Origin of the sequence: Saliphagus sp. LR7 (assembly GCF_003344565.1) — an archaeon.
Taxonomy (GTDB): domain Archaea; phylum Halobacteriota; class Halobacteria; order Halobacteriales; family Natrialbaceae; genus Saliphagus; species Saliphagus infecundisoli.
Map to the genome: position 1 here is coordinate 63,056 of NZ_QPND01000006.1, position 14,725 is coordinate 77,780.

Annotated in this window: 12 protein-coding genes, 1 tRNA gene and 1 pseudogene; 8 read left to right on the forward strand and 6 right to left on the reverse strand. The window is 68.8% G+C overall.

Annotated features, from left to right (window positions below):
• Positions 1–4 precede the first annotated feature (4 nt).
• Positions 5–2,695 (reverse strand): phosphoenolpyruvate carboxylase, encoded by a 2,691-nt coding sequence (gene ppc, locus DVH23_RS10200; RefSeq protein ID WP_114577330.1) that lies wholly within the window; start codon positions 2,693–2,695, stop codon positions 5–7.
• A 191-nt stretch (positions 2,696–2,886) separates the two neighbouring features.
• Here ppc and DVH23_RS10205 point away from each other — a divergent pair, with 191 nt between their 5' ends.
• Positions 2,887–3,141, forward strand: coding sequence for an amphi-Trp domain-containing protein (locus DVH23_RS10205; RefSeq protein WP_114577331.1), 255 nt, complete (start codon positions 2,887–2,889; stop codon positions 3,139–3,141).
• Between the two features lie 9 nt (positions 3,142–3,150).
• Here DVH23_RS10205 and DVH23_RS10210 read toward each other — a convergent pair whose 3' ends face one another.
• Positions 3,151–3,474, reverse strand: a complete 324-nt coding sequence (locus DVH23_RS10210) for a transcription factor S (RefSeq protein WP_114577332.1) — start codon at positions 3,472–3,474, stop codon at positions 3,151–3,153.
• An 84-nt stretch (positions 3,475–3,558) separates the two neighbouring features.
• On the opposite strand from DVH23_RS10210, the gene DVH23_RS10215 reads away from it, so the two are divergent.
• Complete coding sequence (locus DVH23_RS10215; RefSeq protein ID WP_232833740.1) at positions 3,559–4,380, forward strand: histidine kinase; 822 nt, start codon at positions 3,559–3,561, stop codon at positions 4,378–4,380.
• A 1-nt stretch (position 4,381) separates the two neighbouring features.
• On the opposite strand, the gene DVH23_RS10220 is transcribed toward DVH23_RS10215, so the two are convergent.
• Positions 4,382–5,353, reverse strand: coding sequence for a beta-ribofuranosylaminobenzene 5'-phosphate synthase family protein (locus tag DVH23_RS10220; RefSeq protein ID WP_114577333.1), 972 nt, complete (start codon positions 5,351–5,353; stop codon positions 4,382–4,384).
• A gap of 81 nt (positions 5,354–5,434) precedes the next feature.
• On the opposite strand from DVH23_RS10220, the gene ilvD reads away from it, so the two are divergent.
• Positions 5,435–7,204, forward strand: a complete 1,770-nt coding sequence (gene ilvD, locus DVH23_RS10225) for a dihydroxy-acid dehydratase (RefSeq protein WP_198667904.1) — start codon at positions 5,435–5,437, stop codon at positions 7,202–7,204.
• A gap of 10 nt (positions 7,205–7,214) precedes the next feature.
• Positions 7,215–7,958: pseudogene (gene radB, locus DVH23_RS10230) on the forward strand (DNA repair and recombination protein RadB); the annotation flags it as partial.
• 9 nt (positions 7,959–7,967) lie between these two features.
• Here the strand turns inward: radB and DVH23_RS10235 are convergent.
• Positions 7,968–9,863 carry a formate/nitrite transporter family protein gene (locus DVH23_RS10235; RefSeq protein ID WP_114577336.1) on the reverse strand — a complete coding sequence of 632 codons (1,896 nt, stop codon included), beginning with the start codon at positions 9,861–9,863 and terminating at the stop codon, positions 7,968–7,970.
• Positions 9,864–9,914: 51 nt separating this feature from the next.
• Positions 9,915–11,072 carry a CBS domain-containing protein gene (locus DVH23_RS10240; protein ID WP_114577337.1) on the reverse strand — a complete coding sequence of 386 codons (1,158 nt, stop codon included), beginning with the start codon at positions 11,070–11,072 and terminating at the stop codon, positions 9,915–9,917.
• Positions 11,073–11,232: 160 nt separating this feature from the next.
• Here DVH23_RS10240 and DVH23_RS10245 point away from each other — a divergent pair, with 160 nt between their 5' ends.
• The 4 genes from DVH23_RS10245 to DVH23_RS10260 all read left to right on the forward strand — a co-directional run bounded on the left by DVH23_RS10245 (position 11,233) and on the right by DVH23_RS10260 (position 14,334).
• A complete protein-coding gene (locus DVH23_RS10245) occupies positions 11,233–11,556 on the forward strand; it encodes a lycopene cyclase domain-containing protein (protein ID WP_114577338.1) in 324 nt (107 codons plus the stop codon).
• Between the two features lie 29 nt (positions 11,557–11,585).
• On the forward strand, positions 11,586–12,314 hold the full coding sequence (locus DVH23_RS10250; RefSeq protein WP_114577339.1) for a CAP domain-containing protein: 729 nt from the start codon (positions 11,586–11,588) through the stop codon (positions 12,312–12,314).
• A gap of 72 nt (positions 12,315–12,386) precedes the next feature.
• Positions 12,387–13,163, forward strand: a complete 777-nt coding sequence (locus DVH23_RS10255; RefSeq protein WP_114577340.1) for a YihY/virulence factor BrkB family protein — start codon at positions 12,387–12,389, stop codon at positions 13,161–13,163.
• Between the two features lie 52 nt (positions 13,164–13,215).
• Positions 13,216–14,334 carry an inorganic phosphate transporter gene (locus DVH23_RS10260; protein ID WP_114577341.1) on the forward strand — a complete coding sequence of 373 codons (1,119 nt, stop codon included), beginning with the start codon at positions 13,216–13,218 and terminating at the stop codon, positions 14,332–14,334.
• Positions 14,335–14,501: 167 nt separating this feature from the next.
• On the opposite strand, the gene DVH23_RS10265 is transcribed toward DVH23_RS10260, so the two are convergent.
• Positions 14,502–14,576 (reverse strand) — tRNA-Val (locus DVH23_RS10265).
• Positions 14,577–14,725: the final 149 nt, after the last annotated feature.

Below are 14,725 nucleotides of genomic sequence, written 5' to 3' on the forward strand. Positions count from 1 at the left end.
GTGGTCAGCCCGTGTTCTTCATCCCCGCGGCGATTCCCTTCACGGTCAGGCGCAGAGTCCGTTCCTCGACGTCGGTCAGGTGGGTCCGACCCAGCAGGTGGGTCTGGAGCAGGTTCAGCGGATCCACGTAGGGGTTCCGGCGCTCCAGGTTCTCGCCGAGCCAGTCTCTGGTGTGGAGGTCCTCGCGCCGGCCGATCGTGGTAACGAGGTCGGCAGCGCGTTCGTACTCCTCGGTCAGCCGCGGGAAGAAGCGATCCCGGCGCTCCTCGGTCGCGAGGTCGGCGTACTCCGCGGCGATCTCCAAGTCCGTACGCGACAGCGAGAGCGCGGCGTTGTCCAGCGTCGTCCGGAAGAACGGCCACTCCTCGTACATCTCCTGGAGGGTCTCAATCTCGCCGCCGTCGTCCAAGAACGCATCAATACCGGAGGCGATCGCGTACCAGCCCGGCAGGATGCACCGCGACTGGGTCCACGAGAACACCCAGGGAATCGCCCGGAGGTCCTCGACGCTTCGCTCGCCCGACCGGGAGGCCGGCCGCGAGCCCAGCGCGAGGTCCTCGATGACGGTGATCGGCGTCGCCTCCTCGAAGTAGCTGACGAACCCCTCCGTTTCGAGGAGGTCGCGGTACTCCGTCCTGGCGGCGTCGGCCATCGTGTCCATCGCCTCGATCCACTCCTCGTCGATCTCCTCTTCGGGGTTCTCGATGGCGTCCTTTCGCGCCCGAAGCTGGGCGTTGACCATCTGCTCGATGTTTCGCTCGGCGATCCGTGGATTGCCGTACTTCTCGGCGATGGCCTCCCCCTGCTCGGTGAACTTCACCTGGCCCGTGATCGTGCTGTTGGGCAGCGCGAGCAGGGCCTCGTTCATCGGGCCGCCGCCACGGGAGATCGAGCCGCCGCGGCCGTGGAACAGCCGCATCGTCACGTCGTAATCGTCACAGATCTCCGCGAGGTGGAGCTGGTTCTCGTAGAGCGACCAGTTCGCGGCCAGAAACCCGTTTTCCTTGTTCGAGTCCGAGTACCCCAGCATGATCTCCTGGGTTCGCCCGCGGGCCTCCAGGGCCTGGGTGTAGGCCTCGTTCTCGAACAGCGTCCCCATGATCCGTCGGGCCCCCGAGAGGGCGTACTCGGTCTCGAGCAGGGGGACGACGTCTACCCCGCAGTGCTCCGGAAGAGAAACGATCCCGGCCTGGTCGGCCAGGAAGAGCACCTCGAGGACGTGACTCGGCTCGTCGGTCATCGAGATGGCGTAAGTGTCGATGGCGTGGACGCCGTACTCGGCCTGCCAGCCGGCGAGGCGGTCGAACAGCTCCAGCACCCGGGCGGACTCCTCGGTGAGTCCCTCCCTGTTCTCCAAGTCGATCACCTGCTCGTCCTGGAGGATCGCGTCGGTCAGTAGGTCGACGCGTTCGTCCTCCGAGAGCGCGTCGTAGTCGATCCCGTCGCGTTCGAGGGCTTCGCCGATCGCGTCGGTGTGTTTCTGGCGGTGGTCCCGCAGGTCGAGGCTGGCCAGCGAGAAGCCGAAGGTCGCGACCTGTCGACGAAGCGGATCGACGTGGGCCTCGACGACGGTCTCCGCGCCGTTCTGCCGGAGACTCTTCGCGATGACGTCCAGGTCGTCGTGGAGTTCCTCGCCGTCGGCGTACCCGCCGGGCCGGACGTCCCCGACGCGGCGCAGGCGCTCGCGCATGTGTCTGAGCTTCTGGCGGTAGGGTTCTCCAGGATACCGCTCCTCGGCCGTTCGGGCGGTCCCCGGGAGGTCCTCGCGATCGGCCTCGAGGGAGGCCTCGAAGGTCTCGCCGACGTCGATCCGGCTCCCGTCCTGGCTCAAGACTCCGGAAAGGCGTTTGAGCTGGTCGTGGTAGCGCTCGACGATGACCTCGCGCTGGCGCTCCAGGGTGTTCGCGGTCACCTCGGGGGTCACGAAGGGGTTGCCGTCGCGGTCGCTGCCGGCCCACGACCGGAACTCGAACAGCTTGGGGACGTCCACGGTCGCGTCGAGTTCGGTCTCCAGGGCGTCGGCGAGTTCGTCGTACACCTCGCCGACGACGTCGAACAGCGTGTTCTCGAGGTACCACTGGACGTTTCTGGCCTCGTCTTCGGGTTCGGGCTGGCGCTTGCGGACCTGCGGGGTCTGCCAGAGGCTCGTGACCTCGCCGTCGAGATCGCGCCAGATCTGGCTCGACTCCTTGTCGGTCAGCAGGCGCTCGTCGAGGGTCTCGAGGTGGGTCGCGACCGTCCGGAGTTTGGCCTTGACGGTCTTTCGGCGAGCCTCCGTCGGGTGAGCGGTGAACGTCGGCTCGATGAGGACGTCGTCCAGGATCTCCTCGACGGTCTCGACGTCCTCCTCGGCGAGTTCCTCGGCCGCAGTCTCGAGGCTATCGTCCAGATCGTCCTCCTGGGAGCCCTCCCGGATCGACCGGACGCGCTCGCGTTCCTCGGCCAGGTTGATCAGCTCGAAGTAGGTGGTAAACGCCCGCGCGACGACCCGCTGGTGGTTGGGCGAGAGCCCCTCGAGTTCGGTCGCGAGCGGGCGACGCGAGTCGGCCTCGCCCGAGCGGTAGTCGATCGCCGCCGTCCGGCAGGACTCGACGGTCTCGAACGTCCGCCGGGAGGTCTGATCCTCCAGTACGTCGCCGAGCAGCGCCCCCAGCTCGCGGACGTCCTGGCGTACCTCCCTGTTGTGCAGTTGCATACCGGCACCCTACGCGCCCCGGATCAAAAATACCCCTACCGCGCGAAAGTTTGCCGCCCGGTTTCGGTTCGCTCCGACGCCCTACATCGATTATGTGGAATTCGTCGCGGTCATGGGATCGAACTCTCCCCCTCCGTCGGACGTCGCGAGTAGGCCGGAGATTTATTGGAAAACGCGAGCAAGACGCGGCCATGTCACAGAAGACCGCGGTCCCCGAGGAGATGACCCGCGAGGAGATCGCAAACCGCCTCCACGACCTGGCCGAGGAGTTCGAGTCCGGCGGCGAAGTCGTCGCCCGCACCGGGAACAAAACGGTGGAACTCGAGCCAACCGACGACGTCGGTTACGAACTGACCGTCCGCGAGCGAGGGTCGATCCTCCGCGGAAATCGAGAATCGATCACGATCCGGATGGACTGGAAACCCGACCGGGAGAGGACCGAGTAACGGGCGAGGTCAGTTGTACTCGCGCCACCGCTTCCCACACTCGGTACACTTGAAGAAGCGAGTCGGCGCCTCGTCGGCGGAGGCGGTCTGCTTGATCGTGTACCACGCCTCCTCGTTGCCACAGCCGTCACAGCGGACGTCGGTCGCGCGGGGTTTGCCCTCGAAATCGGCGCCCTCCTCGGACTCGATCACGTCCTCTCCCGTCTGCTCGTCGGTGGTGACGAACTCAGCCTCGCGGTCGGCGTCGCGGGCGCTTTCGGCGCCACAGGAGCCACAGACCATCCGGTCGCCCTCCGCTTTCATCATCGAGCCACAGTCGTCGCAAAACTGCATGGCCGGAGTTGGCGGTCGAAGCCCAAAAGTGCCCTCCCCCGAGAGGGGATGACGGGACGTTTATACGTTTTGGGAGAGGCGTTCGTGTCGAGTGAGATCCGCGTGAGCCTCGAGCAGTTCGTCTCCCGTACCGATCCGCCCGACCGGCGCCTCGTCGTCGTCGGCGCCGACGCCGACGACCCGCTCGCGGCGATGCTCGCCGAGACGTTCGGCTCCTCGATCGACGTCGAGACGGCTCCGGAGACCCACGGGATCGAAACGGCCGACCGGCTCCCCGAGGACGAGCCGACGGTGGTCCTGCTCGAGGGCGACCGGATCGAGGCGACCTCGCCGATGAGTACGGTGTACGACGCCGTGTTGGGGATCAACTCCGACCTGTTCGTGACCGGCGCCCGCGGGATCGAAGACGTCGGCCTGCCGGCGGTGTTCGACGGCCTGGAGGGCCACCGGTTCGGTCTGCGGGGATATCCCCGCGCGGGCAAGGAGAAGCTGTTGTTGATCGTCGTCTCCCGGTGGATCGAGCGCCTGGCCTGGGTACGGGGGAGGGGAACCCTTCGGTCGGCGTTCCAGGAGCTCTCGCGGATCGACGACGAGGTCGGCACCCGGGAGGCCTACGAGACCCTCGCCGGGACCGACCTCGCGGTCCACCTCTACGGCGCGGGCGGGAGCGAGCGCCTCGATCGGCTGGGGAGCGTCCACCGGGGGACGAGCCCGGTCTACCGCCGGTCGTGGTTCGTCGTCTTCCGGCCACCGACGGGGGAGACGGTGGAGGAGTCCGACGGGGAGGTCCCGACGGGAGCCGCGCTGGTCGCCATCGAGGACGGGCCGGGGGTCTGGGAGGGGTTCTGGACGACCGACCCGGAGACGGTTCAGGAGATCGACGACCACATCGCGGGCGAACTGTAGCTCACCCCGACTCGAGCCGGGCACCTCCGTCGGCGACCGCCGAGACGAGCACCCGTCCCGAGAGACCTCGCTCCCCGAGTGCCTCCCGGGCAGCCTCCCGCGCCCGCCCGACTTCCTCCCGGTCGGCGAAGCCATAGACGGCGGGGCCCCACGATGACTGGCCCACGCCGACGAGCGCGGGACAGTCCGCGAGCGCGTCGATCAGTTCGCCCGCGGGCGGGCGGTAGACCCCGCCCTGGGCGTCGGCGTACCAGGCGCCGTTCTTCCGTCCGATCGTGCTCACGGCGTCGCCGAAGGGCTCGAGACGGCCCTCCGCGGCGGCGGGAAGGAGCCGTCGGGTGACGATCCCCGCGATCTCGTCGGCGACGGTCGGGTCGGCGCGCTCGACGACCCGACGCATGCTCGCGTCCTCGCTCTCGCCGCTTCGGCCCGGCTCGGAGTCGGGGATCACGAGGAGTACCCGCCAGCTCTCGGGGAGGTCGTGGCGGGCGACGACCCGGGGGACCGTCCAGTCGCCGTCCTCGGGCGGCTCGCTCGTGAAGCGCTCGGTCGGGTGGCCCGCATCGACGACGAACCCGCCGTCCTCGAAGGTCGCGACGCCGACGCCGCTTCGCCCGCCCCGGCCGAGACTGGGGGCGTGCTCCCGGGGACGGGGTTCGATCCCGTGAGCGTGCGCGATGGCCGCGTAGGTCGCGAGCGCGAGTCGGGTGCCGCTGCCGAGGCCGGCGTGGCGGGCCAGCCCGGCTTCGAGGGAAACCGCCGCGCCCGGGACTCCCAGGAGACCGACGGCACGGCGGGCATAGGGCACGAGGAGGTCGTCGGCCTCGACTCCCTCGGCGGGCTCTGCCCGGACGGTGGCCCGGGGCTCGGCAAGCCCGATCCCGATCCCGCCGTAGAGGCGCGGGCGGGCAAGCGAGAGGTTCTGGAAGCCGACGTGGATCCGCGCGCCCGCCGTGACCGCGACGCTCGTCATTGCCGGTCGTAGGCCCCCCGCTCGCAAGGGGATTTCGCCTCGGGAGGGTGACTTATGTCCCCCGGGACCCACCGGCCGGATATGAGCGAGAGCACGGACGGGGAGGAGGTCGGGCCGCCGGCCGACGAGGAGGAGTTCGACCACAGCAAGCCCGAGGAGCTGCGAAGCCGGGAGGTCACCGAGGGCGCCGAGCGCGCGCCCCACCGCGCGATGTTCCGCGCGATGGGGTTTACCGACGAGGACATGGGCTCGCCGATGATCGGCGTCCCGAACCCCGCGGCCGACGTCACGCCCTGTAACGTTCACCTGGACGACGTCGCCGACGGCGCCATAGAGGGAGTCGACGGCGGCGGGGGGATGCCCATCGAGTTCGGCACGATCACCATTTCGGATGCGATCTCGATGGGCACGGAGGGAATGAAGGCCTCCCTGATCTCCAGGGAGGTGATCGCCGACAGCGTCGAACTCGTCGCCTTCGGCGAGCGCATCGACGGCCTGGTTACCGTCGCGGGCTGTGACAAGAACCTCCCGGGGATGATGATGGCCGCGATCCGAACGGATCTCCCCTCGGTCTTCCTCTACGGCGGTTCGATCATGCCCGGCGAACACGACGGGAGGGAAGTGACGATCCAGAACGTCTTCGAGGGCGTCGGGAGCGTTTCCGACGGCGAGATGAGCCCGGAGGAACTCGACGAACTCGAGCGCCAGGCCTGTCCCGGCGCCGGCTCCTGTGGCGGGATGTTCACCGCGAACACGATGGCCTCGCTCTCGGAGGCGCTCGGTTTCGCGCCTCTCGGCAGCGCGAGCCCGCCCGCCGAGTCCGAAGAACGCGAGGAGGTCGCCCGGGAAGCCGGCGAACTCGCCGTCGAAGCGGTCGAGGCCGATCGGCGGCCCTCGACGTTCCTCTCGAAGGCCTCCTTCGAGAACGCGATCGCCCTCCAGGTCGCGGTCGGGGGGTCGACCAACGGCGTGCTCCACCTGCTTGCCCTCGCCGCCGAGGCGGGCGTCGAGCTCTCGATCGAGGAGTTCGACGAGATCTCCCGACGGACGCCGAAGATCGCCGACCTCCAGCCCGGCGGCGAGCGCGTCATGAACGACCTCCACGAGGTCGGCGGCGTCCCGGTCGTCCTGTCGGCGCTCTACGAGGCCGACCTCCTCGCGGGCGAGGCGATGACGGTCACGGGGAACGCGATCGGCGAGGAACTCGAGGCGCTCGATCCGCCCGCCATCTCGGATCTCGACGCCGACTACCTGTATCCCGTCTCCGACCCGAAGGACGAGCAGGGAGCGATCCGGATCCTCACGGGCAACCTCGCGCCCGACGGCGCGGTGATCAAGGTCACGGGCGAGGAGGACCCGGTCCACGAGGGACCGGTGCGAGTGTTCGAGGCGGAGGAACCCGCGATGAAGTACGTCCAGGAGGGGAAAGTGGAGTCCGGCGACGTCCTCTGTATCCGCAACGAGGGACCCCGCGGCGGCCCCGGAATGCGCGAGATGCTCGGGGTCACGAGCGCGGTGGCGGGCCAGGGCCACGCCGACGACGTCGCGCTCTTTACGGACGGGCGCTTCTCGGGTGCCACCCGCGGCTTCTCGATCGGCCACGTCGCCCCCGAGGCCGCGGTCGGCGGTCCCATCGGGCTCCTGGAGGACGGCGACGTCGTCCGGATCGACGTCGAACAACGGGTGCTCGAGGTCGATGCGAGCGACGACGAACTCGCCCGCCGGCAAGCGGAGTGGGAGCCGCCCGAGCCCGCCTACGCGGGCGGCGTGCTCGCGAAGTACGGCCGGGACTTCGGCTCGGCGGCCGACGGTGCGGTGACCAACCCCGGCTTGGTTCGCGAACGGGAATAGCTACTCCCGGTTCCGGGGTCTTTTTCCCCGGTCCGGCGAAAGGACGGGCGTGAACGACGAGGCGATCCCGACCGGCTGCGAGTCGATCGATGCGCTGCTGGGCGGCGGGTTCGAGCGCGGGACCGTCACCCAGCTCTACGGCCCGCCCGCGGCGGGCAAGACCAACCTCGCGCTCGCCGCCGCAGTCGAGACGGCCGTCGCCGGCGGGCTCGCGGTGTTCGTCGACACCGAGGGCGTCTCGGGGGATCGCTTTGAACAGCTTCTGGCTGCGCGAACGGACGACGTCTCCGACGCCGCGTCCCGGATCGTCATCGAGGAGGCCCACGACTTCGCCGAGCAGGAGGAGGCCGTCCGGGACAGCGAGGCGTTCGCCGACCGGGCGGACCTGATCGTCGTCGACAGCGCGACCGGCTTCTACCGCCTCGAGCGCGATAGCGAGGACGGCGGGGGGGCGCTCCGGGCGGTCGCCCGCCAGGTCACCCACCTGCTCTCGCTGGCGCGCAAACACGACCTCGCGGTCATCCTCACCAACCAGGTGTTCGCCGACCCCGACTCCGAGAGCGACCGGACCCGGGCACTCGGGGGCAACACCTTGGAGCACTGGACCGGCACGATCCTCCGGATCGAGCGCTTTCGGGGCGGGAACCGCCGGGCGACGCTGGAAAAACACCGTTCGAAGCCGGCCGGCGAGAGCGCCCGGTTCCGGATCACCGACGCGGGCCTCGAGGGGAGCGACGACGCCGCCGAGGCGTAACTCCCCTCGCTACCGCCGGCCGAACAGCCGCGCGAACAGGCCCCGGTTCCCGGGCCGTTCGGCGAGCAACACCGAACAGTCGACGCCGCTGACGACCGCCGGGTGGACCGACTCCGAGACGAGCCGCGCGAGAAAGCCCCGCTCGGTCGCCCCCAGGAGGACGAGCGTGTGGGCTTCGGCCTCGCGGGCGATCGCGCGCTCGACGTCCCCGGAGTCGTCGACGACGATCTCGGCGTCGGCCAGATCGTGGTCGTCGGCCCACTCCTCGAGGAACGCCTCGCCGGCCTCGCGTTCGCCCTCCTCTGCGACGTACAGCAGGGTGACCGCCGATCCCGCCGCGGATCGGAGCGTCCGGGCGACCTCGGCGCTTAACTCCGAGTCGGGACCGCCGGCGGTCGGCAGCAGGATCCGCGAGGTGTCGAGTTCGGATCCCTCGAGCACGAGGAAGTCACAGGGGAGCCGACTGGTAAGTTCCTCGACGACGCCCTCGGCGCGGGGGCTGCCCCAGAGCTGGTCGTCCCGGCCCCATCCCATCACGACGAGGTCGGCGTCCTCGCGGTCGGCCGCCTCGAAGACCTCCTCGACCGACCGGTGGGAGACGACCGTCGACGTCTCGACGTCGACCTCGCGGTCCTCGACCGGCCCGGTGACCTCCGAGAGGAGGCGCTCGGACTCGGCGACGATCCGGTCGCGCTGGCCGGTGCCGTACTTCACGTCGGGCACCTGGACGACGTGGGCGACGTGGACGACTGCGGGGCCGTGCTGGGCGGCGACGGCGGCGGCGAGTTCGACGAGCCCCGCCTCGGTTCGGGGGTTCGAGATCGGGACCAGCACCCGGTATCGGCCGTCGGGGACCGACGTCTCGCCGGTGTCGATCAGGGGGACGTACGACCGGCCGGCGGCGCTTCCCATGACCCACTCCTGGACGGAAAGCCGGCGATCTACCCCCTCGAAGCGCGCCGACGCGAGGCGGTGTTCGCTCGTCTGGTAGTAGTTGACGACGGTGACCAGCAGGATCCCGCCGATCGTGTTCCCCAGGAGGACCGGCAGGACGAACTCGGTCAGTCCGACCAGCGGCGAGAGCGCCCCCGCGAAGACGAGATAGAGCATCTCGGTGAAAGAGACCACGACGTGAAACAGGTTCCCGACCGGGATCGCGAGAAAGGCCATGTAGACGACCACGATCCGCGAGATCGTATCGCGGGAGGCGTACACCATCCAGACGACGCCCGCGACGATCAGCCCGGCGAAGGCGGCCTTGAAAAAGAGGCTCCACCACGCCGTCTCGATGCCGTGTTCGGCGATCGACGTCGCCGCCGCCGCCGTCGGCTCGTCGAAGACCCCGCCCCAGGTCAACACGGCCGCGCCGACGGCTCCGCCCGCGAAGTTGCCCGCGAGCACGATCAGCCAGTGGCGAAGGAGGGCGGGAACGCTCGCGAGCCGTTCGAGGGTCAGGGCGACCGGCGGCAGCGTGTTCTCGGTGTAGAGCTGGTAGCCCCCGATGATGATGTAGACGAATCCCAGAGGGTAGAGGAGGGCGCTCAGGATCGGGTGGCCGTCTGTCGACGCGTACAGCGAGACGTACAGTAGGAACGTAATCGAGATGGCGAAGCCGGCGGCGAGCCCGCTGAAAAAGAGCTCCCGGCCACCGGAGGTGATCTCCTCGTCGGCGACGGCGACGATGCGCTGGAAGACCTCGTCGGAGGAAAAGCGGTCCCGGACGACCGCACCCACTGCCGGCGCGCCGCTTCTGGAGCGTTCGACGGCGTCCCGGACCGTCCCCTCCTCGCTCGAACGGGCCCGCTCCGGGTCGGGGCGTGGGGATGGCTCGGAGGAATCGGAGCCGCCGGCCGCATCGGGCGGACCCGACCGGTCAGGCTCCTCGACGGGATCGGAGTCGCTCATTGAGCGGGTCGAGTCACCGGACCGACTAATCGTTTGTCGTTTGGGCGGCCCTTACAGCTCGTTTAACTTCCGGAGGAGCTGGCCGCGGTACTCCTCGTCGCTCTGGACGCCCTTCTTCTCCAAGACGTTGCGCTCTAGCTTGTCGATGGCGACCCGGAACGCGTTGGCGGCACCGTAGCCCTCGCCGCTGCCCGCGATCTGGCCCTTGTTCGTCCGGAGGCGGATCTGACACTGGATCAGCGGGGTGCCCCGGAGCTTCTCCTTGTGTTCGTGAAAGCGGACGTGGGCGTGCATCACCTGCATCTCGGCGTACTTGTCGGCGACCTCCTCGATCGCCTCGACGATCCCCTCTCGGGTGACCGTATCGAGCAGGGAGACGTTCGTGATCTGGACGTCCATGTGTTCCTCCTCGGTGAAGGTGAGCGCCCGCAGGACGTCGGTCTTCGTGACGACGCCGGAGACGACCCGGTCGTCCTCGGCGGGCGTGACCACGAGCCCGCCGTAGTCGTTTTCGAGCATTCGCTCGACGGCCTCCCGACCGGAGGTCTCGACGGTCGTCGTCTCGACGGGGCTCGCCATGATGTCGTAGAGGGGAACGTCGAGCAGTCGGTCGGTGTCGCCGACCCGGTCGCCGGTCGTCGTCTTGTGGTTCTCCCGGATGACGAAGTCGGCGATGTCGTGGGTCGTGACGACTCCCGTGAGGTAGCCGTTCTCGTTCAGCACGGGGATCCGGGAGATGTTGTGCTCGCGGAGCCGGTTGATCGCCTTCCCGATGCCGTCGTCCTCCCGGAGGGTGTAGGGTTCGTCGGTGTAGATGTCGGCGACCGTGAGCGCATCCAGGTTCTCGAGGACCGCCTCGAGGATGGCGTCCTCGGTGACGACGCCCCAGAGCTCGTCGTTCTCGAAGACGGGCGCGACCTTGGTGTTTCCCTCGACTAACATCCGGGCGACCTCGCGGACGTCCTCGTAGCGGTCGACCTTCGGCGCGGGGTCGTTCCGGCTGGGTTTGGTGAGCGCCGAGACCTTCGCGTCGTCCTCGACGTGGGACTGGAGGACCTCCCGTTCGCCGATGACGCCCTCGTAGGCGCCGTCGTCGGTGACGATGATCCCCTTCGGGTTGCCGTTCTCGAAGGTCGAGCGGACCTTCCCCATCCGCGTCCCGACGTCGACTTCGATGTACTCCGTCGTCGCGATATCAGAGATATTCATCGATCTGGCTCGACGTACTCCCGCGACGATATTTAAGATACCGCCATTGGGTCGACGGGAGAGCCAGCCACGCCGCCGGCCGACCCCGGACGGGCCGACCCCCGTTCGCCCCCACACCCGCGACGCACACGCTTTTTCGTCCCCGGAACGAACGCCGACCATGCGACCCGACATCAGCGTTCTCGGCCGGTACACCTACCTCGCCACCGAACTCTTCTGGGGAGCCGTCGCCTTCTCGCTCCTCCGTCGGGCGGGGGCGCTCGGGCGGGCCGCCGTCACGATCGGCGCGCTGTACCCGATCGCCTACGTCTGGGACCGGTACACCCTGGCCGTCGGCGTCTTCAGCATCGACCTCCGGACGGGGGTCGAGATCGCCGGCATCCCCCTGGAAGAACACCTCTTCATGGCCGTCGTTCCCGGGCTGGTGCTCGGCTTTCACGAGACGCTGTTTTCGGTCGCGGGAGACGAAGCGGACCACGACTGACTTATTCGACGGGCACCAACTGGGAACGAATGGACCGTCCTCGCCGACCGACGGCCGACGCCCCCGATCGAGGTCTGCTCGGCGTCCTCGGCCTCCTCCGAACCCTCCTCTCGCTGCTCGTCCTCTGTGCACTGATCGGGGCCGCCGCCCTCGCGATCCTCGCCGGCCCGACGCTGGTCGCGGAACTCGACGCCTACGCCAACCCGATCAGCACCGCCGATCCGCCGCCCGCGGGCGAGCGCAACCCGGAGACGACCGACCCCGGCGACCCGAACGCCTCGGCCTACGAGGGCACCCAGGCCACCTTCGACTCCGCGGACGTCGAGGACTTCGTCCACCACGCTGTCAACGACCGCCGGGCCGAACACGATCTGGAGCCCCTCAAGTGGGACGGGACGATCGCCTCGGTCTCGCGGGCCCACAGCGCCGACATGCATGAGCGCGAGTACTTCGCCCACGAGAACCCCGACGGCGAGAGCCCGTTCGACCGCTTCGGCGAGGTCGGCGACTACTGTCGGGCCTACGGCGAGAACATCGCGATGACCGTCGCCGACCGGCGCGTCCGCGAGCCAGAGGGTGGCGTCGTCCGCTATCGCTCGCCCGAGGAGCTCGCGGAGGGCCTCGTTGAACAGTGGATGAACTCCCCACCCCACCGCGAGGCGATCCTCTCCGATCGCTGGGACCGGGGCGGCGTCGGCGTCTACCTCTCGGCGGAGGGCGAAGTGTACGCGACACACAACTTCTGTACCGTACGGTAAGGACTGCCCACCGTGGGCCATCGGGGGGATGCAGGTCCAACACTCATCACGAGGGGGGGCGTAGGCGTCGGCATGAGGGAGACGCTGACGTCGATCTACGCGACGGCACAGGACCGCGACATCACCTTTCTGGCCGCCGGCTTCGCCTACTACGCGTTCGTCTCGCTCATTCCGCTGGTCATCCTCGCGATCGTCGCCGGCTCGATCGTCGGCGGCGAGGACCTGGCCGAACGGCTGGTCACGTCGGCAGGCGACCTCATGCCCGCGGCCGGCGACGAACTCCTGACCGACGTCCTGACCACCGAGTCCGGCCGGGCGGAGGCAACCGTCGTCGCGCTCGCGGTCGCCGCCTGGGGTGCGATCAAGGTGTTCCGGGGGTTGAGCACGGCGTTCGACACCGTCTATGCGAGCGCGGCCGACGACTCGATCGTCGAACAGGTCGTAGACGGCCTCATCGCCGTCCTCGCGGTCGCCGCCGCGCTCGCGCTCATGATCGCGCTGGGTGTCGCCATTGGTTTCGTACGGATCCCCTTCGCCGGCCTGCTGAGCTGGGCCGTCTTACTCGTCGGGCTCTTCTTCGCCTTCCTTCCGATCTACTACCGGCTCCCCCCGGTCCCGGTCACCGTCCGCGAGGCCCTCCCCGGTGCTGCACTCGCGGCGGTCGGCTGGGTCGTCCTCCAGGTCGGGTTCCAGATCTACGCCGCCAACGCCGGCCAGTACGAGGCCTACGGCGCCGTCGGCGCGGTCCTCGTCCTCGTCACCTGGCTCTACTTCGCCGGCATCCTGATCACGCTCGGTGCCGTCGTCAACGTCGTCCTCTCGGATCGGGCGACCAACGCGACGGCGTAGCCGGCTCTTGCAGGTACGAACCCTTATTTGCACCCGCTATCGAAAGCAATCAATGAGCGAACTCCTCCTGCTCGCGATCGCCCTCCTCGCGGCCGCCTTCGTCGGGTTCAACATCGGCGGCGCGACGACGGCACCCGCCTTCGGGCCAGCCGTCGGGGCCTCGCTCGTCTCGAAGGGGCTCGCGGGTGGGCTGATGGCGGCGTTTTTCGGGGTCGGCGCCTGGACGATCGGCCGTCGCGTGGTCGATACGCTCGGGAACAGCCTGGTCGGGGGCGCGGACGTGTTCACCGTCCGGGCCAGCGTCGTCGTCCTCGGCTTTATCGGCCTCGCGCTGTTCGTCGGCAACCGCTTCGAGGTCCCCGCCTCGACGTCGATGACGACCGTCGGGGCCATCGCCGGCCTCGGGATGGCCTCCGGCGACCTCGACTGGACGGTGCTCGGCGAGATCGTCGTCTGGTGGGTCGTCGCCCCGCTCGTGGGCTTCGGCGTCGCCGTGGCGATCGGCCGCTACTACTACCCCCGCGTCGAGGAGTGGATGGACGTCCACGAGGCCGACGGCCACCTCCTCACGGTCGACCGGTCGGGGACCGTCCCCTCGATCCGGCTCTCGGCGAGCCACAGCGACGAACTCGTCGGCGGGGGGATCGTCCTCGGAGTCGGCTGTCTGATGGCCTTCTCCTCGGGGTCGTCGAACATCGCGAACGTGATCGCGCCGCTGGTCGGCAGCGGCTCCGTCGAGATCAACCCCGGGATCGTCCTCGGTTCGATCGCCGTCGCCGCCGGGGCGCTGACGATCGCCCGCCGGACCCTGGAGACGCTCGGCAACGAGATCACCGAACTCCCCCTGCCGGCGGCGGTCGTCGTCGCGCCCGTCAGTGCGCTCCTCGTGGTGATCCTTTCGATGCTCGGCATCCCCGCGAGCTTCGTCATCATCGCGACGCTCTCGATCGCCGGCATCGGGTTCGGGCGCTCGCTTCGAAACGGGTCGGACGTCGCCTCGATGATCGGCGGCGGCCACCGGACCGACGGAAGCGGCCCGAACCCGGGCGAGGACGACGCGGAGATCGACTTCGACCCGGGGACGACCGCACGCGTCGTCGCCCTCCAGCACACCATCCCCGCGTTCGCGACGTTCGGCGCCTACGTGACGTCGGTTATCTTCCTGGTCTGAACGCGTCACCGTCCCGGAATCGGCGGCTTCCGTGAGCCTCGAGTCATCGCCCGGAAACCGGTTGGGGCAGAATCGAACCACGGTCGTTTCGCTCCGCTTCACTCCCTGGTTCAATTCGCCCAAACGTAACGGATTTGCGCCTCACGAGTCGTTCGGCGCAAAATCAGTGGGTTGGGGCAGAATTGAACTGCCGATCTCCTCCATGTCAAGGAGGTGTCATAACCGGACTAGACCACCAACCCGCCGCCCGGTATCGTTCTTCGCATCCCTCGATTCGCCGCCGCCGTAATTGAAGGTTTCGAATCGGACGCCCGCGAGGCGGCCCCGCGGTACGACACGCTTAATACGATGTACTTATTTGGGCACTACAAGACAACAACGTACATTGGTG